This is a genomic window from Oscillochloris sp. ZM17-4, from assembly GCF_019599295.1.
GTDB lineage: Bacteria > Chloroflexota > Chloroflexia > Chloroflexales > Chloroflexaceae > Oscillochloris.
The window spans coordinates 1-19,606 of the sequence record NZ_JAIEWN010000064.1 but is presented as its reverse complement, the minus strand read 5'-3'; the positions used below and the strand labels follow the sequence as shown (position 1 = coordinate 19,606).

19 protein-coding genes and 1 pseudogene are annotated in these 19,606 nt (G+C 66.5%); 2 read left to right on the top strand and 18 right to left on the bottom strand.

All coding sequences use genetic code 11. From position 1 onward, the window contains the following. Both K2Z83_RS25635 and K2Z83_RS25630 read left to right on the top strand, forming a co-directional pair. Positions 1–908, top strand: a 908-nt coding sequence (locus K2Z83_RS25635) for a DUF2079 domain-containing protein (protein WP_220598014.1), incomplete at its 5' end; no start/stop codon positions are given. Continuing rightward, entirely contained in the window at positions 905–1,894 is a 990-nt protein-coding gene (locus K2Z83_RS25630) for a lysylphosphatidylglycerol synthase transmembrane domain-containing protein (protein WP_220598013.1), read from the top strand. The genes K2Z83_RS25635 and K2Z83_RS25630, both read left to right, overlap by 4 nt. A gap of 25 nt (positions 1,895–1,919) precedes the next feature. Here the strand turns inward: K2Z83_RS25630 and K2Z83_RS25625 are convergent, their stop codons facing one another. The 18 genes and pseudogenes from K2Z83_RS25625 to K2Z83_RS25540 all read right to left on the bottom strand — a co-directional run. After that, on the bottom strand, positions 1,920–2,855 hold the full coding sequence (locus K2Z83_RS25625; protein WP_220598012.1) for a hypothetical protein: 936 nt from the start codon (positions 2,853–2,855) through the stop codon (positions 1,920–1,922). Then, positions 2,852–4,375, bottom strand: a complete 1,524-nt coding sequence (locus K2Z83_RS25620; RefSeq protein WP_220598011.1) for a glycosyltransferase family 39 protein — start codon at positions 4,373–4,375, stop codon at positions 2,852–2,854. Before K2Z83_RS25620 ends, K2Z83_RS25625 begins: the two co-directional genes overlap by 4 nt. Before the next feature lie 144 nt (positions 4,376–4,519). Next, positions 4,520–4,657, bottom strand: a complete 138-nt coding sequence (locus K2Z83_RS25615) for a hypothetical protein (RefSeq protein ID WP_220598010.1) — start codon at positions 4,655–4,657, stop codon at positions 4,520–4,522. A gap of 6 nt (positions 4,658–4,663) precedes the next feature. Then, the gene (locus K2Z83_RS25610) at positions 4,664–5,461 is read right to left on the bottom strand and encodes a class I SAM-dependent methyltransferase (protein WP_370650278.1); all 798 of its coding nucleotides are present in this window, start codon (positions 5,459–5,461) and stop codon (positions 4,664–4,666) included. Next, the gene (locus K2Z83_RS25605) at positions 5,458–6,450 is read right to left on the bottom strand and encodes a lysylphosphatidylglycerol synthase transmembrane domain-containing protein (RefSeq protein WP_220598009.1); all 993 of its coding nucleotides are present in this window, start codon (positions 6,448–6,450) and stop codon (positions 5,458–5,460) included. Before K2Z83_RS25605 ends, K2Z83_RS25610 begins: the two co-directional genes overlap by 4 nt. Before the next feature lies 1 nt (position 6,451). Next, on the bottom strand, positions 6,452–7,144 hold the full coding sequence (locus tag K2Z83_RS25600) for a bifunctional 2-polyprenyl-6-hydroxyphenol methylase/3-demethylubiquinol 3-O-methyltransferase UbiG (RefSeq protein ID WP_220598008.1): 693 nt from the start codon (positions 7,142–7,144) through the stop codon (positions 6,452–6,454). Positions 7,145–7,230: 86 nt separating this feature from the next. Next, a complete protein-coding gene (locus K2Z83_RS25595) occupies positions 7,231–8,409 on the bottom strand; it encodes a glycosyltransferase family 4 protein (protein ID WP_220598007.1) in 1,179 nt (392 codons plus the stop codon). Positions 8,410–8,467: 58 nt separating this feature from the next. Next, the gene (locus tag K2Z83_RS25590) at positions 8,468–9,244 is read right to left on the bottom strand and encodes a bifunctional 2-polyprenyl-6-hydroxyphenol methylase/3-demethylubiquinol 3-O-methyltransferase UbiG (RefSeq protein WP_220598006.1); all 777 of its coding nucleotides are present in this window, start codon (positions 9,242–9,244) and stop codon (positions 8,468–8,470) included. Between the two features lie 15 nt (positions 9,245–9,259). Next, positions 9,260–11,164 carry an asparagine synthase (glutamine-hydrolyzing) gene (gene asnB, locus K2Z83_RS25585; RefSeq protein ID WP_220598005.1) on the bottom strand — a complete coding sequence of 635 codons (1,905 nt, stop codon included), beginning with the start codon at positions 11,162–11,164 and terminating at the stop codon, positions 9,260–9,262. A gap of 16 nt (positions 11,165–11,180) precedes the next feature. After that, the gene (locus K2Z83_RS25580; protein WP_220598004.1) at positions 11,181–12,359 is read right to left on the bottom strand and encodes a glycosyltransferase; all 1,179 of its coding nucleotides are present in this window, start codon (positions 12,357–12,359) and stop codon (positions 11,181–11,183) included. 30 nt (positions 12,360–12,389) lie between these two features. Next, a complete protein-coding gene (locus K2Z83_RS25575) occupies positions 12,390–13,238 on the bottom strand; it encodes a hypothetical protein (protein WP_220598003.1) in 849 nt (282 codons plus the stop codon). Positions 13,239–13,499: 261 nt separating this feature from the next. Beyond that, positions 13,500–14,318 (bottom strand): 6-hydroxymethylpterin diphosphokinase MptE-like protein, encoded by an 819-nt coding sequence (locus tag K2Z83_RS25570; protein WP_220598002.1) that lies wholly within the window; start codon positions 14,316–14,318, stop codon positions 13,500–13,502. Continuing rightward, a complete protein-coding gene (locus K2Z83_RS25565; protein ID WP_220598001.1) occupies positions 14,315–15,064 on the bottom strand; it encodes an SDR family NAD(P)-dependent oxidoreductase in 750 nt (249 codons plus the stop codon). The genes K2Z83_RS25570 and K2Z83_RS25565 overlap by 4 nt, the downstream gene beginning before the upstream one ends. Beyond that, positions 15,061–16,005 carry a phosphoglycerate dehydrogenase gene (locus K2Z83_RS25560; protein ID WP_220598000.1) on the bottom strand — a complete coding sequence of 315 codons (945 nt, stop codon included), beginning with the start codon at positions 16,003–16,005 and terminating at the stop codon, positions 15,061–15,063. The genes K2Z83_RS25565 and K2Z83_RS25560 overlap by 4 nt, the downstream gene beginning before the upstream one ends. A 217-nt stretch (positions 16,006–16,222) precedes the next feature. Continuing rightward, positions 16,223–16,936 (bottom strand): cytidylyltransferase domain-containing protein, encoded by a 714-nt coding sequence (locus K2Z83_RS25555; protein WP_220597999.1) that lies wholly within the window; start codon positions 16,934–16,936, stop codon positions 16,223–16,225. Further along, complete coding sequence (locus K2Z83_RS25550) at positions 16,933–17,706, bottom strand: FkbM family methyltransferase (RefSeq protein WP_220597998.1); 774 nt, start codon at positions 17,704–17,706, stop codon at positions 16,933–16,935. The genes K2Z83_RS25555 and K2Z83_RS25550 overlap by 4 nt, the downstream gene beginning before the upstream one ends. Before the next feature lie 36 nt (positions 17,707–17,742). Next, a complete protein-coding gene (locus K2Z83_RS25545; RefSeq protein ID WP_220597997.1) occupies positions 17,743–19,224 on the bottom strand; it encodes a lipopolysaccharide biosynthesis protein in 1,482 nt (493 codons plus the stop codon). An 8-nt stretch (positions 19,225–19,232) separates the two neighbouring features. Then, positions 19,233–19,606, bottom strand: a pseudogene (locus tag K2Z83_RS25540) (glycosyltransferase); the annotation flags it as partial.

Here is a 19,606-nt window from a genome sequence, read left to right as displayed (position 1 = left end):
GCGGCGACCTGGCCTTCACCGCGCTGGTCGTCGTCATCATCGGCTCGCTGATGGTGGACACCCCGCTCAGCCCGCTGTTCTGGCTGCGCATCCCCGGCTCGGGGCTCGACTCCTCGGCCTACGGGGTGATCGGCCGCGACGCGGTGAAGGACCGCTTCCTGGCCGAGCAGGTGCCGCCGGGCGTCCCGATCGCCGCATCGATGTTCCTCGGCGCGCACCTGGCCGACCGCCAGACCCTCTATGCGCTCCGCTATAACGACGACCCGGGCGGCGAGCGGCTGCCCGCCATCCTGCCGCAGGTGGACGCGGCGGTTGCCGACGCGCTGTTCGACTGGCGCAACCTGGATGGCGAGACGCTGCTGGGCGGGGCAGACTATGAGGCGCAGGAGATCGCCATCCTGCTGCGCGACCCGGCCTTCGCCCTGCGGGCCAGCCGCGATGGGCTGCTCTTCTTTGATCGCGGCGGGCCAGGGCTCGCCCAGGAGATCGCTGTCGCCGACCGGGCGGATCTGCCGCCGACGCCGGCGAGCTTCGGCCCGGTGCAGCTGCTCGGCGCGCGGGTGACGGGCATGGGCGGGCGGCGCTACCTGGCCGAGTTCGCGTGGCGGCTGAGCGGGGATGCGCCGGACACGAGGCTGCTGGCGGTCAGCCGGCTCGATGGCCTCCCCGACGCGCGGATTGTCCACCTGCCGAGCTATGTGCTGCTGCCGACGGACGAGTGGCGGCCGGGGCAGGTGATCCGCGAGCGGTTCGAGGTCGAGCTGCCGGCCGATGTCGCGCCGGGGAGCTACACCTGGCGGACAGGATGGTACGACCCGGCGCGCAGCGAGGCATACGCCACCGACGCGCGCAGCCGGCTGCCCGGCAGCGAAGATGTTGCGATCACCAGCATCGAGGTGCGCCCATGAAAAAGATGCTCATCACCGGCCTGCGCCTGACCCTGACGGCGGCCATGCTGGCCTGGATCATCAGCGAGGTCGATCTCCAGAGCGTCGGCGCGGTGCTCGCACAGGCGAGCCCGGCCTGGCTCGCCCTCGGCGCGGCGGTGAACATGATCAGTGTGGTGATGGCCGCCTGGCGCTGGCAGCGCATCCTGGCCGGCCTCGGCGTGGCCAAGCGCCTGATCCAGGTGCTGCGGCTCGTGCTGGTGGGCGCCTTCTTCAACATGTTCCTGCCCTCGTCGGTGGGCGGCGACGTGATGAAGATGGTGCTGATCGCGCCCGATGTCTCACACCGCGAGGTGGCGGTCTCCTCGGTGCTGATGGACCGGGTGATCGGGCTGGCGGTGACGATCGGGGTGGGGCTGGTGGCCGTGCTGCTGCTGCCGAGCGTCTGGGGCGAGCCGGCGGTGATCGCCACCCTGGCGATGGCGGTGGTGGTCTTCTGCGCGGGCATGGTGACGATCTTCAACCGCGGGCTGATCGACGTGGCGGGGCGGGTCGCGCCACGCTTCATCTGGGGCCGGGTCGGCCCCATGATCCTGCGGGTCCACGAGTCGCTGATGGTGATCGGCAGGAGCCCGCGCGTCCTGCTGGAGACTGCGGGGATCTCGGTGCTGCGCCAGATCGCGATCTGCCTGTCGGTCTACTGCGCGGGGCTGGCCTTCGGGCTGGGGCTGCCGCCGCTAGCCTACTTCGCGACGGTGCCGATCGCGGTGGCGATCACGGCGCTGCCGGTGGCGATCAACGGGCTGGGGCTCCAGGATAACGCGCTGATCTTCCTGCTGGCCACGGTGGGCCTCGGCGCGGCCGAGGCGCTGAGCCTGTCGATCTTCCTGCACGTGCTGCGCAACGGGCTCGGCCTGCTGGGCGGGCTGGTCTTCGCGCTCACGCGGGGGCGGGCGGCCCGCGCGCCCGACAATGCCGCCGAGCCGATGACGCCGGACAGGCCATAGATCGCTGGCCGGATCGCGGGCTGCGCTACGGCGCGCGCCGCCCCCAGCCGCGGATCTGCGCGCGGCGCTCCCAGAGGACGCAGCCGAGTGCGGGCAGGTAGGTACACACAAGGGCCGCCTCGCCCCAGCCCAGAGCCAGCCCGAGGATCACCCCGGCCCAGGCGGCGAGGGTCAGCAGCAGCGACTGGCGCGGAGTCTGCGGGATCAGCCAGAGCGCGAGCTGGTCGTAGAGCAGGCGCTGCGGCATGATCGCCATAGCCAGCAGCAGCCGCGCCGGCGCCGCGCGCCAGAAGGGCAGCGCCAGCAGCACGAGCGGCCCATACCAGCTGATCAGCGGCACATAGTTGAGGTGCGAGGAGATCTGCCCGGCCAGATCCATCGGCCAGCTGGGCAGCACGATCAGGCTGGCGGCCACCGTCGCGCCGAACAGCAGGAGCCGCCGCCGCGTCGGGTAGGCCACGAGCACCGGCAGGCCCAGGTTCGGCTTGGCCGCGAGCGCGAAGGCGAGGCCCGGCAGCAGGGCGGCCGCCGTGATCAGCGGCGCCCACTGGGCGCTGATCAGCGCGTAGAGGTACGGCGGGCTGGCGAAGAGGATCAGGCGGTGGCTGCCATCGCGCAGCAGCCCCCAGCAGAGCAGGCCCGACGAGAGGCCGATGAAGATCGCCCCGGCGAGCGGGCCGGACAGCCAGGCCAGCGGCGCGGCGATCAGCAGGGCGGGCAGCGGGTAGTAGAGGAAGTCGTTGAAGGGGTAGGCGCCCTCGGGCCGGATCAGCGCGTAGGGGTTCTGCCCGGCGAGCAGGATCTGCGCGCCGCGCCAGGCCCAGGTGAAGTCTGCCGCCAGGACGCCCGCGCCCGTGAGCCGCAGGTAGGCGAGCGCCGCGCTGGCCAGCGCCACGGCCAGCGCGCCCGCGAGGCGGGCGCGCCCGCGGCCGTCGCCCGCAGGCAGCGGATCGCCGCTCATGGCCGCACCCGCTCATAGATCGTGTAGACCCCATACCTCTGCACCTGGCGGAAATTGTCCGCCGCGAGCGTGGGCTCATAGATGCGCCACAGATCGCCCATCCGCCCGACCACCAGGTAGTCCGGGTCTGCGCCCAGTGGGTTATAGTCAAAGGGCACCGCCTCGCGCAGAAACATCTGCTGGTTCGCCACCACATGCAGCTGGTCGGGCGGGGAGTGATAGGGCCGATCAAGGTAGACGAAGAGCTCGCTCTCGTTCGTCTCGATCACCGCGCCGGGCGACGTGCGGCCATTCAGCCACGCGGCCGTGTCAAGCAGGGGCTGGTCGCTGGTGAGCGGGTAGGTGTATGCCAGGTGGAACAGGGATGCGGGCACGCTCACGACGAGCAGCGCCGTCGCCACGAGGGCGGCGCGGCCCGGCGCGCCCCCGGCGCGCAGCCGCGCCAGGACGCCGCGCGGCCGAAAGCCCCCCGTCCACTCGGCGAGCATCGCCGTGGCGAAGATCGCCCCCAGGAAGACCACCGGGTAGAGGTAGCGCGCCCATCCCACCGCGAGCAGCAGGAACCAGCCGTACCAGCTGCCGGCGAAGGCCAGGACGACGAGCCGAGTCACCTGATTCGGATCCTCCCAGCCCTCGCGCGAGAGTCCGCGCACCACCTGCCAGCCGGCCCAGGCCATGCCGAGCAGGGCGGGCACGCCGATCAGGACGCTGAACTCGATGGCGAGCTGCCGGCTGCTGGGCGCCGTCACCAGGGCCACGGTGCGGGTCAGGCCCACCATCGACTCGCCGGGCAGGGTGCGCCCCGCCATCGCCACGCCCCAGCCATAGCCGATCAGCCTGGCGGCGACAAACGAGCCGGCGAGGACGGCGGCCAGGGTGGCGAGCATCCGCCAGCGGCGGCGCCAGAGCAGCAGCGGCATGGGCGCGAGCAGCGAGACGATCAAGAAGGGCATGGTCTGCGCCTTAGCCATCAGCGCAAGCCCGCCCATCAGCATCGCCGCAAGCGCCCAGGGCCACGAGCCGGCCAGGGCCGGGGCCAGGGAAAGATAGGCCAGGCAGAGGGCCAGCATCAGCACCGGCTCGCCCATGGCCTGGCGGCCCACATAGAGCGGGTTGCCCGTGGCGTGGATGGTGGTCAGCAGCAGCACCGGCACCACTGCGGCGCCGACGACCTGCCCGTAGAGGCGGCGGGCGAGGGCGGCCAGGGCGCCGAGGGAGGCCAGGCAGATGAGGGCAATGGCGGTGCGCCCCTGCCAGAAGCCCACCCCGAGCAGCTTGAAGGCCAGCGCCACCGGCGCCACCGTGGGGAATGAGGCCGCCAGCCCCGGGTCGCGGGGCTGGCCGAGGCTCAGCTGGCCATAGACGCCGCGCTCAACCCAGGTGCGGGCCAGCGTGAGCGTCCAGCCCTCGTCCCAGTTCGGCTCGGGCGAGTGCAGCATGCCCAGCCACAGCGCGGCCAGCAGGGCGGTCGCGAGGGAGATGAGCGCCCGGCGGGCAAGCCGCGCGCGTGGCGCGGCCACGTGACCCTGATCAGAGAGCCATTTCATCAATGCTCGCTTTCCTACGTAGAGCCTGCTCGCCAGACATGTCTTCTGGGCCAAGCAGCTGCGGCCAGCAGCAGACACACCAGCACAGGAAGAGCGTGGCCGGCCTCCAGGGCCCGTCTACCGGCGATAGGAGCTGACATCGCCGCCCAGCGGCAGCACGTTGGCGGCGGCGATGGCCAGCGTGATCCGCAGCCCGCAGAGGATCCGCGGCCCGACGATGGCAGCGGCGTACAGACGAGCGCGACGTTGGCACATGCTGGCCTACCCCCGCTTGCGGGCGATGATCACCAGCGTTGCACAGGTGAGCTCATCGCGGGTGTAGTCGCTCAGCTCCGCCTCCAGGGCCGGTGTCAGCCACTGCTCACCCTCGCGCAGGGCGCAGTAGTGCGACAGCACCTCGAATTGTTCGGCGAAGGCGGCGAGGAACTGATCCTTTCGCCACTTGTTCAGCGGGACGCTGAACGGCCGCCGCCGCCTGCGCAGGTGATCCCAGGGCTCGGCCCCGGCGGGCAGGCTGCGCAGCGGATACTGGGTGAAGCTCACGTTATGCCCGCCCGAGGGGCTCGTGAAGAGATGCACCCCGGCCCAGATCATGCCGCCCGGCCGCAGCACCCGCTGCAGGTCGGCCAGCACCGCCGGCACGTCGAGGAAGTGCTCGAAGGCCGCGTTAGAGATCGCCAGGTCGAAGCGCCCGGCGGCGAAGGGCATGACGCCGACGTTGCCGCCGATTAGACCCTGCGGATCCATAGCCGCAGACGGAAGCCCCAGCTGGAGAGCGTAGAGTCGACGCATCGCCCCGTAGGCGCTGCGCTTCCAGCCCGTGCCCGGTCGGTTAACGAAGTCGATCCCGGTGACGCGGTGGCCGCCATTCCTGAGCAGCGCGTACTGCGGGCGCAGGCTGCCGTTCCCGATATCGAGGATGTCGCGGGGCTGAGACAGATCGAGCCAGGGGGCGAGGTCGCGCACCCGGCACTCGACCTGCTCGGCCTCCATGGCGGCACGCGTGCCCATAAGCAGGTGCCATGCGTAGCGCGGGTAGTCGCTGAGGAGCGGGCTCACATATCACCTCTTCTGCTCAATTTAGAGAGACGGCCACCTCGTTGAAAGGCAAAAGCCTCAACCACGATCCAACCCAGAGTGACCAGAAGTGCAACCAGGATGAAGGTGATCAGAGAGAACGCCAGCGCATGTGAGGCGCTCACCCCATAGAATGACAGGAGGAACACAAAGGTGCCCTCGCGAACCCCTAATCCCCCAATTGAGATCGGCAGAATCTGTATGATGGCGACCACTGCATTCACAGCCATCCAATCCAGCGGGGCCACCATGACATTCATCGACCGCGCGAGTACATAGCTGCCAACAGTATTCACAACTTGAAGGCCCAGGGCGCACAGCACCATCCACGTGATGGCTGAAATGCTGAGCCTAGGGACGGCGACCAGGCCCACGATCTGCTTAAGGCCCCGCGCTAGGATGCCGTGCGTCTTAGGCCAGAGCCCCATGAGCCAGGTGGGCAGGCGTCTGTCGCGGTACATCGCACAAAGGATGACGCCGGCCAGCGAGAGAGCGGCTATTGCGGCAGATGCGATCCGCAGGCCGGGGAAATGAGCCAGCACCGGCGAGGACTGCGCGCCAATGAAGGCAAAGAGGCTGATCGCAAAGAGAAAGGTGAGCTTGTCGAGCAGTAGGGAAAGGAAGCTCTGGGCGTACTGCTGGTCTTTCTGCGCAATAGCTGTCGCCCTGACGATATCGCCGCTGATCTGGCCGGGGAGAAAAAGCGCCGAGAACTGGCCGAGGAATGTGTAGCGAACAACGGTGCCGTAGCTCAGACGCGCGCCCAGTATGCGCAGCAGGTAGTACCAGCGGTACGCGCTGAGCAGCTGTGTTGGAAAAAACATACCCACAGCCAGCAGCAGCAGCCCAACGCGTATGTTTTTTGCCGCCAGCCACAGCTCTGCGAAGTCAACCGTGTAGAGCAGCGCGGCAAGCAGCGCCAGCGAGAACAAGACCTTCGCGGAAAAGAGCAGGGCGGGACGGCGGCGCATACTATTTCATTCCAACGATAATGAAGCGCCGCAGGAATGTCAGCTTGAGCTTGTAGAGCTTCTGCTCATTATCGGCGCTTCGCACAAAGAACAGGCCCATGCGCACGAGATAGCTCAAGAGAGTCGCCAACCATCCCTTGGCAAATCCGCTCAGATAGGCAAACTCTAGCGTGCGCATGCCAAAGTTCATGAACAGCTGCCGCGTGCGCCGAACCGTCGTGATATTAGAATGTGAGTAGTCGCAGTTGAAGAAATCGACGCCCCAATGGTTATAATCTGGGCAGCCTATACATAGCAAACCGCCTGGGCGTAGCACGCGATAGGCTTCGCTAACGAAGAGCTTCGCCTCGGCCGTGTCATTGAGGTGTTCGAAGACATCGAACAGGAAGATGACATCGTATGAATCATCATCCTCTTGGAGTTTGGGGATGAGATAATTTTTTACTTTGACCCCTTTATGGGCTAGTGATTCGCGCATCAGATGATTTGGTTCAACGCCTGTGTAGTTTGTAAAGCCACCTTTACGCAGCAGATCGGCGAACTCCCCATGACCTGGGCCGATCTCCAAGATTACGGCCTGCTTATTGTGCAAGTGTGTGCGTAAGAAGCGATATTCCTGACGGACAGCCGTAAGGGTGAACCAGCGTCCTACCCAGGTTGATGGCGACGTGGCGAAGTGATCAAAGTACGACAAGACCCACCTCCTCTGACGAGTTCAATTATTAGTGGAACGCGAATGATATGTTATCCCAATGTGATAAAAAAATAAGGCATTGCTCACTATCCAGGCATGCGTTCTGTGGCGTCAACAGTATTGGCATAGATACAAGCCACTCTATCCAGCATAGCATGTGAGTTATAGTTACGTCTAACTGTCTCACGCCCACTCAGAGCAAGTGACGCACGCTTCTCCGGCGTGGTTAGTAATATAATAATATGATTCGTCGCGGATTGCACATCACCTATATCTATCAATAGGCCGTCAACGTCGTGGGTGATGATTGTCTCAGGCCCGCCGCTACGTGTTGCGATGACGGGGCAACCAGCCGCCATCGCCTCGATCAGCACGATACCAAACGGCTCTAGCATCGATGTTAGCAAAAAGACATCTGCTGCTGCGAGCAGAGCCGGAATGTCATCGCGATAGCCAAGCAAATGCACATTTGTTAGGCGATGAGCCTGAATATACTGGCGTAGTGCTTGCTCTTCAGCACCTTCGCCAACGACAAGAAATGCACAAGGGCTAACATTTGTGTGATTCACTTTTTCTGCCACTTGCAGGAACATCCACCAATTCTTTTCGGGATCGAGTCGTCCAATCATCAGGATAATGCGGGTGTCTGCCGTCAACCCAAGCTCGGAACGTATTGCCTGCCGTTGTTCGGGTGCTGGGTCTTCGAATCGTGCGATATTGACTGCATTCGGTATAACGTAAATCTTGTGTATCTCTGATGGATAGTATCGCTGATAGGCATCGCGCATTGTTGAGTTCAATACGATAACAGCATCGCTCCAATGTAGTGCTACCCGATAAAGACTCAGAGCGAGCACTCGTAGTAGCCAAAATTTCATTAGGCGACGCATTGAAGAGGGGTAGATGCCAGTATGGTCATGCAGGATAATCCTGACGCCTAAAGCCCGTGCGGCAACCGCGCTAAAGACGTGGGATTTTAGTAGATGCGCATGGACAACATCAAAATGCCCCGATTTGATCACACTGATGAGCGCGGGGAGGGAACGAATATTCCACCGGCCACCGTCTTGGGAAAGCTGAATAACAGATAGCCCCAGGGCTCGATACTGTTCCGAAAAAGAACCTTCGATTCCAAGGGCTGCAATCGCGCTTGGGTAGTTCTCATATAGCCCATGTGCTATTTGCCCTACAACAACCTGGGCACCCCCGCTAGCCGTATGATCTATGATGTGAAGAATGCGATGAGGCGCTAATGGTATAGACATTGAAGCTGCCTTCTAGCTTATCAGTCCCCTCTAAACGAGAAATGGCATATGCTACACATTACACGGGGGTGCGCTCAAACACCAGCTCGTTGCATCCGGTGGGCACCTGGGCCGGCGCCAGGCTGCGCAGGGTGAGGCCGAGGCCCTGGACAAACGTCTCAACCTCGGCGGGCGAGGCGTACTCGTAGGGGTAGCCGCCCACCCAGTCGATCACATCGTACCAGAAGTCCATACCACGCTCCTTCTCCAGCGGGTTCCGCCGCGTGACGGCCAGCTTCGCCAGGTAGATGACGCCAGCGAAGACGATGGCCATCAGGCGCTGCACAAACCCCGGCACGCGGTTGTAGAGCCACTTGATACCGCGCCAGATCGGCGAGGTGATGTGCCGGTTGTAGATGGCGAGGACGAGGGTGCCGCCCGGTGCCACCAGCCGGGCCGTGTTGGTGATCGCGTCATGCATCGCGCCGGTGTGGTGCAGCGAACCCCAGGCGTACACGAGGTCGAACTGCCCCAGGCCGTCCATGGCGGCACGGTCGAGGGCCGAGCCCAGGCGGAACGTCACCGGCGCACCGGGGGCCAGGCGGGCCAGGTTCCGCTCGGAGGCGTCGATCGAGCGCGGGTTAATGTCCACGCCCAGCACGCGCCCGGCGCCAAGCCGATGGGCGGCGATGGCGAAGATCCCGCTGCCGCAGCCGACATCGAGCACGCTCGCGCCGCCCAACTCCTCGCGCCCGAGCAGCGCCTGGAGCGAGCGCGCGGCCACCGCGATCCGCCCCTCGTCCACGTGCTCGGACGAGAACGCCTGCCAGTTCTTTCCAAAGTCGAAGCCGCGCATGGAAAGCCTTTTCCTCTAGACAAGTGTCCCCATCTTCTGCTCCATCCACAGCTCCAGCATCAGCAGCGCCCAGAGCTTCTTGCCGTGGTTGACCTTGCCAGACATATGCTCACCGACCAGGGCGGCCACGGCGGCCGGGCGCAGCCACTCGCCCAGGGCCGGGCTATCCAGCAGGCGCTCCTCGGCCCAGGGCCGCAGCTCGTTGCGCAGCCATGTGCCCACCGGGATGCTGAAGCCCTGCTTGCCGCGCGCGGCCACCTCGGGCGGCAGCATCTCGCCGAAGGCCGCCGCGAGCAGCCACTTGGTGCGCCGACCGCGCACCTTGAGGCGCGCCGGCAGCCGGGCCGTCCACTCCACCCAGGCCGCGTCCAGGAAGGGCGCGCGGGCCTCCAGCGAGTGGGCCATGCTCATGCGGTCCGTCTTGGGCAGCAGGTCGCCGGCCAGGTAGGTGGCGTGGTCGGCGGACAGGGTGCGGTCGAGCAGGCTGCTGGCCCGCGCGCCGTCGTAGGCGGCGGCCAGCCAGTCGGCGCTATCGACGCGGGCCAGCTCGTCGCGCCAGCGGTCGGTGTAGAGGGCCAGCTTCTCGGCCTGGCTGAAGTAGGAGCCCCAGCGCACCAGCGAGGCCTTGTGCGTAACCGCCGAGAACTGGCCGAGCCGCTTGAATCCGGTGATCGGGTTGCGGTCCTCGGGGATCCAAGTCGGCTCGGGGATGCGCGCGGCGGCGGCGGGCACCGCGCCCTGGGTGATCCAGCCGGGCAGGGCGGCGTAGGGACGCAGCCAGCCGTCGAGCATATAGCGCCGGTAGCCGGCCAGGGTCTCGTCGCCGCCGTCGCCGCTGAGCGCCACCGTGACGTGGCGGCGGGTCTGGCGGGCCAGCTCGTAGAGCGGCAGGGCGGCAGGGTCGGCGAAGGGCTCGTCCACGGCGGCGGCCACGCCCTCGATCACGCGCACAAGGTCGGCGGGGCGAAAGATGAACTCGTGGTGCTCGGTGCCGTAGCGCTCGGCCACCTGGCGGGCGTAGTGGGTCTCGGAGAAGTGGCGCTCGTCGAAGCCGATCGAGAAGGTGCGCACCCGCTCGCTGGCCCGCTCGGCCATCAGGGCCACGATGATCGACGAGTCGATGCCGCCGCTGAGGAAGGCGCCCAGCGGCACCTCGCTGACCAGCTGGCGCTCGACGGCGGCCCCGAGCAGCGCGCGGGCCTGCGCGATCGCCTCGCCGTCGCTGATCTTCAGCTTCGGCTCGAAGGGCAGCTGCCACCAGCGCTCGACCCTCGGCGGCGCGCCGCCCTCAAGCACCAGCTTGTGGGCCGCCGGCAGCTGGCTGACGCCCGCGTAGATCGTCAGCGGGTCGGGCGTGTACTGGAGGGTCAGGTAGTGGTGCAGGGCCAGCGGGTTGACCCGCCGCTCGACCCAGGGCGCGGCGAGGACGGCCTTGGCCTCGGAGCCCCAGACCAGGCCGTGCGTGGGGCTATGCTGCCAGTAGAGCGGCTTCTCGCCCATGCGGTCGCGGGCGATCAGCAGCCGGCGGCGCGGCGCGTCCCAGATGGCGAAGGCGAACATGCCGTTGAGCCGGGGCAGCATCGCGTCGCCCCACTGCTCGTAGGCGTGGACGATCACCTCGGTGTCGCCATCGGTGGCGAAGCGGTGGCCGTGGCGCAGCAGCTCGGCGCGCAGCTCGCGGTAGTTATAGATCTCGCCGTTGAATGTGATCGCCACGCTGCCGTCCTCGTTGAAGATCGGCTGGTCGCCGCCGCTCAGGTCGATGATCGCCAGGCGGCGCATGGCCATGCCCACGTGGCCCGCCAGGAAGAACCCGTCGCTGTCGGGGCCGCGGTGGGTGATGCTGTCGTTCATGCGCCGCAGCAGGTCGGCGTCGACCGGGCGACCATCAGAGTGGAGGATGCCGCAGATTCCGCACATAGGCAGTTCCCCATCGTCAGCGTAGGGGCACAGGAGGGGCGCAGCGCCCCTCCTGCGCCCCTACGAGGTCATCAAACATTTCCAGATACCGCCCGGCCGCCGCGTCCCAGGTGAAGCCCTGGGCGCGGGCGCGGGCCGCCGCGCCCATCTGGCGGGCGAGGTCGCGGCGCTGGGCCAGGGGGCGCAGCCGCTCGGCCAGGGCGGCCACGTCGGCCCAGGGCACAATGTTGCCGCTCACCCCTTCTTCGACCAGATCCTCGGCGCCGCCGGTGCGGGTGACGACGGTGGGCAGCCCGGCGGCCATCGCCTCCAGGGTGGCCACGCTCATGCCCTCATTGTACGAGGGCAGCACAAAGACGTGGGCGGCGGCGTAGCGCGCGGCGATCTGCTCGCGCGGCACGTAGCCGGCGAAGGTGACGCGCTCAGCCAGGCCGAGCCGGCGGGCCAGCGCCTCATTCTCGGCGCGGGCGTCGCCCTCGCCCACCAGCTCAAGCCTTATGTCAAACCCCTCATCAACCAGCCGGCGCAGGGCGGCGATCAGGTGGTGCTGGCCCTTGCGCTCGATCAGGCGGGCCACGCAGATCAGGCGCAGCGGGCCGCCGCCGGCGATCGGCGCGGGCGCGAAGGCATCGAGGTCAACCCCGTTGGGCACCAGGTCGATGGAGAGTCCCGGCTGCACGGCCAGCATCATATCGGCCTCGGCCTGGCACTTGGCCACCAGGCGGCCCGCGCCGCGCCAGATCGCCGTGATCGTCGGCGTGAGCAGGGGGTAGAGCGGGCCGTAGCGCCGCTCGAAGCCGGGGATGTCGGGGCCGCAGACGCGCAGGATGTAGGGCAGCCCGGCGATGCGGCGCAGGGCCAGGGCCACCCCGCCGGCCGGCACGGCGCTCCAGGCGAAGGCCAGGTCGTAGCGGCGCTCGCGGTGCAGGCGCAGGGCCGTGGGCAGCGCCAGGGCGGCGTAGGTCAGCAGCTCGCGTCCGCTGGAGTGGTGGATGTTGCGGTTGGCCACCGGCACCTTGATCATGCGCACCCGCTCGGCCAGGCGCTCGCGCTCGGCCCGGTAGCCCAGCGCCGAGGTGACGAGGTCAACCTCTAGGCCGGGCACCTCGGCGAGGCGTGCCAGGATGGCGCGGTTCACCGTGCCGGTGCCGCCGCCCAGGGGCGGAAACTCGTTGTTCAGCATGAGGATGCGCATGGCTTTGCTCACATCTTAGGCAGGGCGGGGTCAAACCAACGCCTGCTTGGTGATTGTCTTGGGCACGTGCCAGCCCTGTGCCAGTAACAATAGACCACTGGGCACAAAGATCGACAGCACTGTCCCCCAGTAGATCGTCATGCCCAGGTTAGACAGCATTTCAGTGGCAGGGATGCTCGCCCAGGAAATGATTGTCAGCAAGAGCGCTGATCGTGGGCGATCTGGGATCGCCCAGAGCAATAGCTGATCGTGCCACAGGCGTTGGGGCGTGCAGCAGAAGAGCAGGAAAAACAGAACCTCTCGCGAGGTCACGCCCAGCTTTCGAATAATGATAATCGCCAGGATCGGGATCGGCAGATAGAGTATTGGGATGAAACCGTCATAGCCGCCCACTTGGGCCAGCCAGAGCATAGGCCATCCCGGATAGATTAGCCACGAGAGAGCCAGAAATGCGGCGGCGTAGAGCGCCTGTCGCCACCGGAAGCGGCTCAAAAAGACGCTCAGGCCGAGCTGTGGCTTCACTGGCGACAACCAGATTAGCTCTGGCAAGAGCAGCATTGCCAGAAACAGGATGCCCCACTGAGCAAAGATCAGGTTGTACCAGAACGGCAAACTGAGTAGCGTGTATAGCCGCCAGGGCTCATTGGCGCGGAGTATGCCAAAAATGAGCAGTGTCGTGCTGACAGTGATCATCCCTACGCCGACCCACTCCAGAGAGAGTGAGCTGAACGGCGCGAGCACAAGCACGGTTGGCAGCGGATTTGAGGGCCAGCCGTTGGTTGGGTAGTCGTAGGGGTTCGCACCCTGGAGAAGGAGCTGCGCCGAACCATAGGCAAGCCAGAGGTCGTTGGTGTTGAGATGAAGCAGCAGGCGGATCATGCCAAAGATCGATCCTATCACGACAGCGATGAGCCCCATCCGTAGCTGTGCTCTGAACGATGGCATGGACCTCGCTTCGCCTGGTGAGGGTTGCATATGCCTGGCAAGAGACCATCTGCGCATGACCTATTTCCTCCCTCACGCCTTCCGCACCACATACAGCGGACTGCCCTTGACGTCCTCGAAGATCCGACCGACGTACTCGCCATCAGGTCGCGCCGCCGGTCTCGGCGACAGCATCGTGGGCGCGACGCGCCAGCGCTACGAGCGCAGAAACGCTGCCAGATCCATGCGCGGGTAGATCTCGAGCCTGCCCCCGACAGTACAGTTAACGATCCGACCTCCAGATTCAGCGAAGGCCTCGCGGGCCATCGCGTAGCTGAACTCGCTGCGGGCCATGTCGGGAAGCTGCCACCTGACCCCGCCGGCAAAGTAGTTGGGGTCGAAGTGGTCGCTATCGCGCTCGCCGGAGACAACCGTCATATTGGCGGGCCCCTTCGCGCTAAAGCTATGGTCGCACCCGACCAGCGCCACCTGGCGGAAGCCCATGTGGAAGGCCAGCTGCATGGCCACAAACGTCACCGTCGCGCCCTGGAAGATGCTGATCGCGCAGTCGCGGGCGAACTTGTGCTGGCTCGACGAGTGCAGGTAGGTGATGTTTGGCCGCGGGCGCACGTGGCGCAGGGCGCACGAGTCGAGGAAGAGCGGGATTGAGGTCTGCCGATAGAACGCGGCGTTCTGCTCGATGACCAGCGGGTTGACCGCCACAATGCAGCTCGGCCGCATGGGCGAGGTGGGGAAGAGCAGGTTGATCTTGTTCAGGCCGAAGGTGAAGACCCCATCGAGCAGGGCGAGGTCGGCCTTCAGCAGGCTCGGCCCATTGCAGAGGATCACCGCCTTCTGGCCGGGGTGGCGGTCGCGCCAGGCGCGCAGGGCGCGCCGGGAGCGCCAGGACTCCGGCCGCACATCCCATCTGAGGCGGCTCCACAGCTCATAGGCCGCGCTACGGTAGGGGTTGATCGTCGCGTGGCCGGCCGGCGGCGGGGGCTCGCCCTGGGGCATACGGTTGCGGGGGGTCATTCGGTGCTCAGCCTTGCGGTGGCGCCGCCGTCGACCACGAGCGACTGGCCGGTGACAAAGGACGAGAGGCGCTCATCGGCGAGGAACAGGATGGCCTTGCCGATCTCGTCGGGCTGGCCGATCCGGCCCATCACGGTGCGCGCGGCCAGCCCCTGCATCAGCTCCTCCAGCGACGTGCCCTCCAGGTGGCCGCGGCTCAGGCCGGCGTGGAGCATGGGCGTGTCGACCGCGCCGGGCAGCACGGCGTTGACCCGGATCTTCTCGCGGGCCAGCTCGATCGCCAGGGCGCGGGTGAGCGCCATCAGCGCGCCCTTGCTCGCCGCGTAGGCGGCGATGTTGGCCGAGGTGGCGATCGCATGCACCGAGCTGACGTTGACGATCGCGCCGCCCTGGGCGCGCAGCAGCGGGTAGGCGTGGCGGACCCCCAGGTAGACCGAGCGCAGGTTCGAGGCCATCACCAGATCCCACTCCTCGGGCGTGGTCTCCACCAGCGGCTTGGCCACCTGGATGGCCGCGTTGTTCACCAGGGCGTCGAGGCGGCCCTCCTGCGCGGCGACCTCGGCGAAGATCTGCTGCGACTCGGCGACGTCGGAGATATCGGCGTGGATATAGCGGTGGACGCCGGCGGGGGCCTCGATCGTGCCGCGGTCAACGCCGACGACGTGCCAGCCGGCCTCGCGAAAGACCTGCGCGGTGGCCCGGCCGATCCCGCCAGCGACCCCGGTGATCAGGACGACTCGGCTCATAGCTCGCTCCGATCGGGGGTGAGCACATTCAGCAGGTTACGGATAGTGTTCATGTGAACCCGCTCCCAGGCGAGCGGGCTGCTGTTCGAGTTATGCGGCGCGAGCAGCACATTGTCCATCCCGCGCAGCGGGCTATCGGCCGGCAGCGGCTCGTCCTCAAAGACGTCGAGGGCCGCGCCGCCGATCTGCCCGGCCTGGAGCGCGGCCACCAGCGCCGGCTCATCGACGATCGGCCCGCGCGCGGTGTTGATCAGCACGGCCCCCGGCCTCATCTGGGCGAAGGCGGCGGCGCTCATCAGGTGGCGGCTGCTCGGGTTCAGGTCGCAGTTGATGCTGACGAAGTCGGCCTCGCGCAGGAGCGTGGGCAGGTCGGCCATCGTCATCCCGACCGAGTCGCGGAGCTCGGCAGGCGGCGGCACCGGGTCGCAGCCGACGATGCGCATGCCGAAGCCGGCGGCGCGGCGCGCGACCGCCCCGCCGACATTGCCCACCCCGACAATGCCGAGGGTACACTCGCGCAGCGAGACGCTGGGGATCTTGCCCCAGCTCCCGTCGCGCATCAGCCGATCCATCCAGGGCAGCTTGCGGGCGAAGCAGAGCATATAGCCGAGCACCGTGTCGGCCACCGGCTCGCTGAAGGCATTGGGCGTGTTGCAGAGGGCGATGCCCAGGCGCGCGCAGGCGTCGCGGTCGATCGAGTCGATGCCCGTGCCCCACTTCGCGATCACCCTCAGGCGCGGCGCGGCGCGCAGCACCCGCTCGGTGAAGCGGTCGTCCCCGCAGATCGCCCCGTCGATGTCGCCGACCCACCGGAGCAGATCCTGCTCCTCGAGCCGCTCGCTGACCGGGGGGACCAGCAGCTCGATGCCGCGTTCTGCAAAGATCGGCCGGAAGCGATCAATGGCTGGCTGCATATATGGCGCGGAAATAAGAACCTTCATAGTGACCCTCATCATACCGCAAGCTGTATACCGCAGGCTGCGGGAACCATCGTCACGCCGCGCCATCAGCCCAGGGGCATGTGCAAAGCCCTGAGCGCCCCCCGGCTGGCGACTGAAGTCGCGCCGGAGCGGCGCTGTGCGCCGGGCGTCGGCCTGCGCCGACGCCGGAACCGCCCGCGTCGGCGGGCGGTCGGCCGCAGGCCCCCGTGACGCGGCTTCAGCCGCTAGCAACATTGCTCATGCCCGCGCCATCAGCCCCGAACTGCTGGGCGAAGATCAGCTCGGCGATGCGGAAGTCAGCCTCATCGTCGATATCCCACGCCTCAAGGCGATCGATCTCGAAGAGCAGCGGGCGCTCGCCGATGCGGTTATGGCGCTGCTCAAGCGTGGCCCGGGTGAAGATATAGAGGTTCGAGTTCTCCTCGTAGACCGGCGGCAGATCCTGGGTGCGCAGCAGGATCGCCGCGTTGTGGTTGATCGGGCGGGCGAGCGCGTCCCAGAGCCGGGTCTGGAGGCGCGTGACCCCAAAGAGCGAGTCGTACATCGGGTAGGCGGCCAGGAGCTGCCCAATGGCGCGGCTGATCGTCGCCGTGCGCAGCAGCGGGTTGGTGCTGTGGGTCTGGAGGTAGAAGTCGGCGGGCGAGCGGGTGACGGCGTTGAGCAGGACATCGTTCATCGGCGTCTCGCCAGCGCGCAGGTGGGGCGGGCGCTCGACCAGGCCGACCTGCGGAAAGTGGCGGGCCGCATCTTCCATCACCGTGGGGCTATCGGTGTCGATCAGCACCTCGGCGATCAGCGGGCAGGCGAGCAGCTGGCCGACGACGTGGTGGTAGAGCGGGCGGCCGGCGAACGGGCGGTAGTTCTTACCGGGGACGCGCTCGCTCACGTGGCGCATCGGCACAATGGCGACAAGGCGCGGTGTTGTGTTCATGGCATATACTCGTAGCAGCAGAGTATCTGCTGGTCGCGCTCCTGCTGCCACTGCACATGATAGCCGGCGCGCGCGATCTGATCGCGCACCTCGGCCACCGTCGCGCCGAAGCCTGGCAGGAACAGCGGGTGTAGCTCCACAAAGATCAGCCGGGGCGGCCCGCCGAACGCGCCGGCCAGCAGGCGCGCGCAGCCGCGCAGGCAGGCCGCCTCGGCGCCCTCAATATCGATCTTGAGCACGCTGGGCAGCGGCAGCTCCCCGGCCGCGAGCGCGTCATCGACCGGGCGGGTGCGCACGAGCGCCTGGCCTTTTGGGCCGCCCGGCCGATCCTGCGGCGCGAGCGAGGGCGCAAAGCCCGACGCGCCATCGGTGTAGAGTGTACCATGGCCGTCCTGGTCGCTGGCCGCCCAGTCGATGATCGTGAGGTTGTGCGTCATGCTCAGCTCGGCATTCCGGATCAGCCGCGTGCGCGTCTCCGGGTCAGGCTCAAAGGCATAGACCGCGCCCCGCGTCGCGACAGCCGCCGCGGCGATCGCATAGAGCCCGACGCTTGCGCCCACATCGAAGATAACATCCGTCGGCCGTAGGATCGTGAGAAAGTAGGCCCACGCCTCGCGCTCGCCGCCGTAGCCCGTCACCCGAATATCCTCGACCGGGCTATGGATCTCAAATGTGAGCGGGGGCAGGTTCGCATGGCGGAGCGTCTCAGCTCGCGGGTAGCGCCTGCCCGCGACCCGACGCTTGATCGCTCGTAATAGTCGATGGATCATGCGAGCACCCTATACAAACGTATCTTCATGCCGGCCCTATGATCGGCGCGCCCCAGGCCAGCGCGCCGCCAGCGTATGCCGGAGCGACCCCAGATACCGCAGCTCCTGCGCGGTCCAGAAGCCGAGCGCCCAGAGAGCGAGCGGGAGCAGCAGCAGCACGCCGGGGACAAAGACAAGGTTGAGGATTGGGCTCCAGCGCAGCACCATGCTGGCGATTGCCAGGCTCGCCCCCAGCGCCAGGAGCACTTTGCCGATCCGCCCATACTCATAGCCGATCGGACATCGGCGCTGGGCGGCCAGGAAGATCAGCAGCAGCAGCACCAGAAATCCGATCAGGGTGTCGACCACTGCGGCCATAATCCCCCAGCGCGGCACAAAGATCAGATTCAGGATAATGTTACACGCCGCGGCGGTGAGCGTGAGCAGCGGGATAAACAGCGTCCGCCCGGCGGTCTGGGCCAGGACGTTCATCGGCATATAGTAGAGGCCGACAACCATATAGCTCACGACGATCCAGATAGCGATCATGCCCGCATCATGATACACCGGCGGCATAAGGAGGCGCACCATGCTATCGGCGCTCGCCGAGACCCCGAGCACAACCAGGGCGATCGCCAACACATAGTAGGTGATAACGCGCGGCAGGTTCGCCATGTCCGCCGCATCCTTCGCGGCGCGGTTGAACATCGGCATCAGCGCATTGTTGCCAGCGCCAACCATAAGCTGCATCACGAAGCCGAACTGGTAGGCGAGCGTGTAGATCCCGAGCTGGTCGAGGCTCACGTACCGCTCAAGGATGGCCCGGTCCGAGAAGTTCAGCGCCCAGTGGGCGACGAAGTGCGGCACCAGCGGGAGGCTGTAGATCAGCAGCGGACGGAGGTAGGTGAGCCGAAGGTTCGGGCTGGTGGAGCGCAGCAGCCACAGCGTGGAGAGGGCGGCCATCACCGCCGAGGCGAGCAGCTGCGCCCGCATATAGCCCTCAGCGCCCTGCTGCCGCCAGATCACCAACCCGATAATACAGCATGTCGTCAGGCTAAAGGCGAGCACGTTAAAGCCGACATAGGAGATCGCCTGCTCGCGGGCGCGAAACAGGTTCGGCGGGATGGTGACGAAGGCCGCCTGAAAGAACGCGGTCCAGATCGTCATCCGGATATATGGGTCGAAGGGAATCTGGCGCAGGAGCGCGCCGAAGATCGCTGCGCCAAACTGGTCGAGCAGAAGGGTGATGCCGCCGCTGACGACGACGATGAAGAGCCAGAGCGAGCCGAAGGAGCGGCGGCGCTCCTCGTCGCTCGCGGCCTGGTAGTAGAAGCGGGCGATCGCGCCCATGAGCCCAAAGGACAGCAGGACGATAAGTATCTGCTTGATCATCTCGGCGACGCCGATGATCCCATAGTCCGCCGGGCGCAGATAGCGCATATAGACCGGCAGCAGCAGGATTGCCGCAGCTTTGGTGATGATGTCGCCAAAGGCATAGACCGCCGATAGCTTCGCGAGCTTGCCGAGCGTTGTCCCCATATCTGGCGTTATCGCATCTCCCCCCGCCCCCACACCTTGCGCACCACATAGAGCGGGCGGCCCTTGACCTCCTCGAAGATCCGGCCGACGTACTCGCCGATCACGCCGATAGTGATCAGCTGGATGCCGGAGAGGAAGAAGATCGCCACGACGAGGGTGGCGAATCCGGGCGGCGAGAGGCCGACGGTGAGCTTCTGGACGGTGTAGAAGATCGCGATCAGGATGGACATGAATGAGACGCCCAGCCCGGCCAGCGAGATCAGGCGCAGGGGCAGGTAGCTGAAAGAGATCAGCCCATCGAGGGCCAGGTAGATCAGCCGGGTGAGGGTGTACTTGGGCTTGCCGGCGTGGCGGGCGTGGCGGGCGTAGGCCAGTCCGGTCT

Coding starts and splice junctions, on each gene's coding strand:
- K2Z83_RS25615 (WP_220598010.1), bottom strand. CDS start 4,657: ATGTGCCAACGTCGCGCTCGTCTGTACGCCGCTGCCATCGTCGGGCCG.
- K2Z83_RS25560 (WP_220598000.1), bottom strand. CDS start 16,005: ATGAAGGTTCTTATTTCCGCGCCATATATGCAGCCAGCCATTGATCGC.
- K2Z83_RS25565 (WP_220598001.1), bottom strand. CDS start 15,064: ATGAGCCGAGTCGTCCTGATCACCGGGGTCGCTGGCGGGATCGGCCGG.
- K2Z83_RS25550 (WP_220597998.1), bottom strand. CDS start 17,706: ATGATCCATCGACTATTACGAGCGATCAAGCGTCGGGTCGCGGGCAGG.
- K2Z83_RS25590 (WP_220598006.1), bottom strand. CDS start 9,244: ATGCGCGGCTTCGACTTTGGAAAGAACTGGCAGGCGTTCTCGTCCGAG.
- K2Z83_RS25605 (WP_220598009.1), bottom strand. CDS start 6,450: ATGCGCCGCCGTCCCGCCCTGCTCTTTTCCGCGAAGGTCTTGTTCTCG.
- K2Z83_RS25545 (WP_220597997.1), bottom strand. CDS start 19,224: ATGGGGACAACGCTCGGCAAGCTCGCGAAGCTATCGGCGGTCTATGCC.
- K2Z83_RS25555 (WP_220597999.1), bottom strand. CDS start 16,936: ATGAACACAACACCGCGCCTTGTCGCCATTGTGCCGATGCGCCACGTG.
- K2Z83_RS25580 (WP_220598004.1), bottom strand. CDS start 12,359: ATGCGCATCCTCATGCTGAACAACGAGTTTCCGCCCCTGGGCGGCGGC.
- K2Z83_RS25630 (WP_220598013.1), top strand. CDS start 905: ATGAAAAAGATGCTCATCACCGGCCTGCGCCTGACCCTGACGGCGGCC.
- K2Z83_RS25595 (WP_220598007.1), bottom strand. CDS start 8,409: ATGTCTATACCATTAGCGCCTCATCGCATTCTTCACATCATAGATCAT.
- asnB (WP_220598005.1), bottom strand. CDS start 11,164: ATGTGCGGAATCTGCGGCATCCTCCACTCTGATGGTCGCCCGGTCGAC.
- K2Z83_RS25575 (WP_220598003.1), bottom strand. CDS start 13,238: ATGATCCGCCTGCTGCTTCATCTCAACACCAACGACCTCTGGCTTGCC.
- K2Z83_RS25625 (WP_220598012.1), bottom strand. CDS start 2,855: ATGAGCGGCGATCCGCTGCCTGCGGGCGACGGCCGCGGGCGCGCCCGC.
- K2Z83_RS25570 (WP_220598002.1), bottom strand. CDS start 14,318: ATGACCCCCCGCAACCGTATGCCCCAGGGCGAGCCCCCGCCGCCGGCC.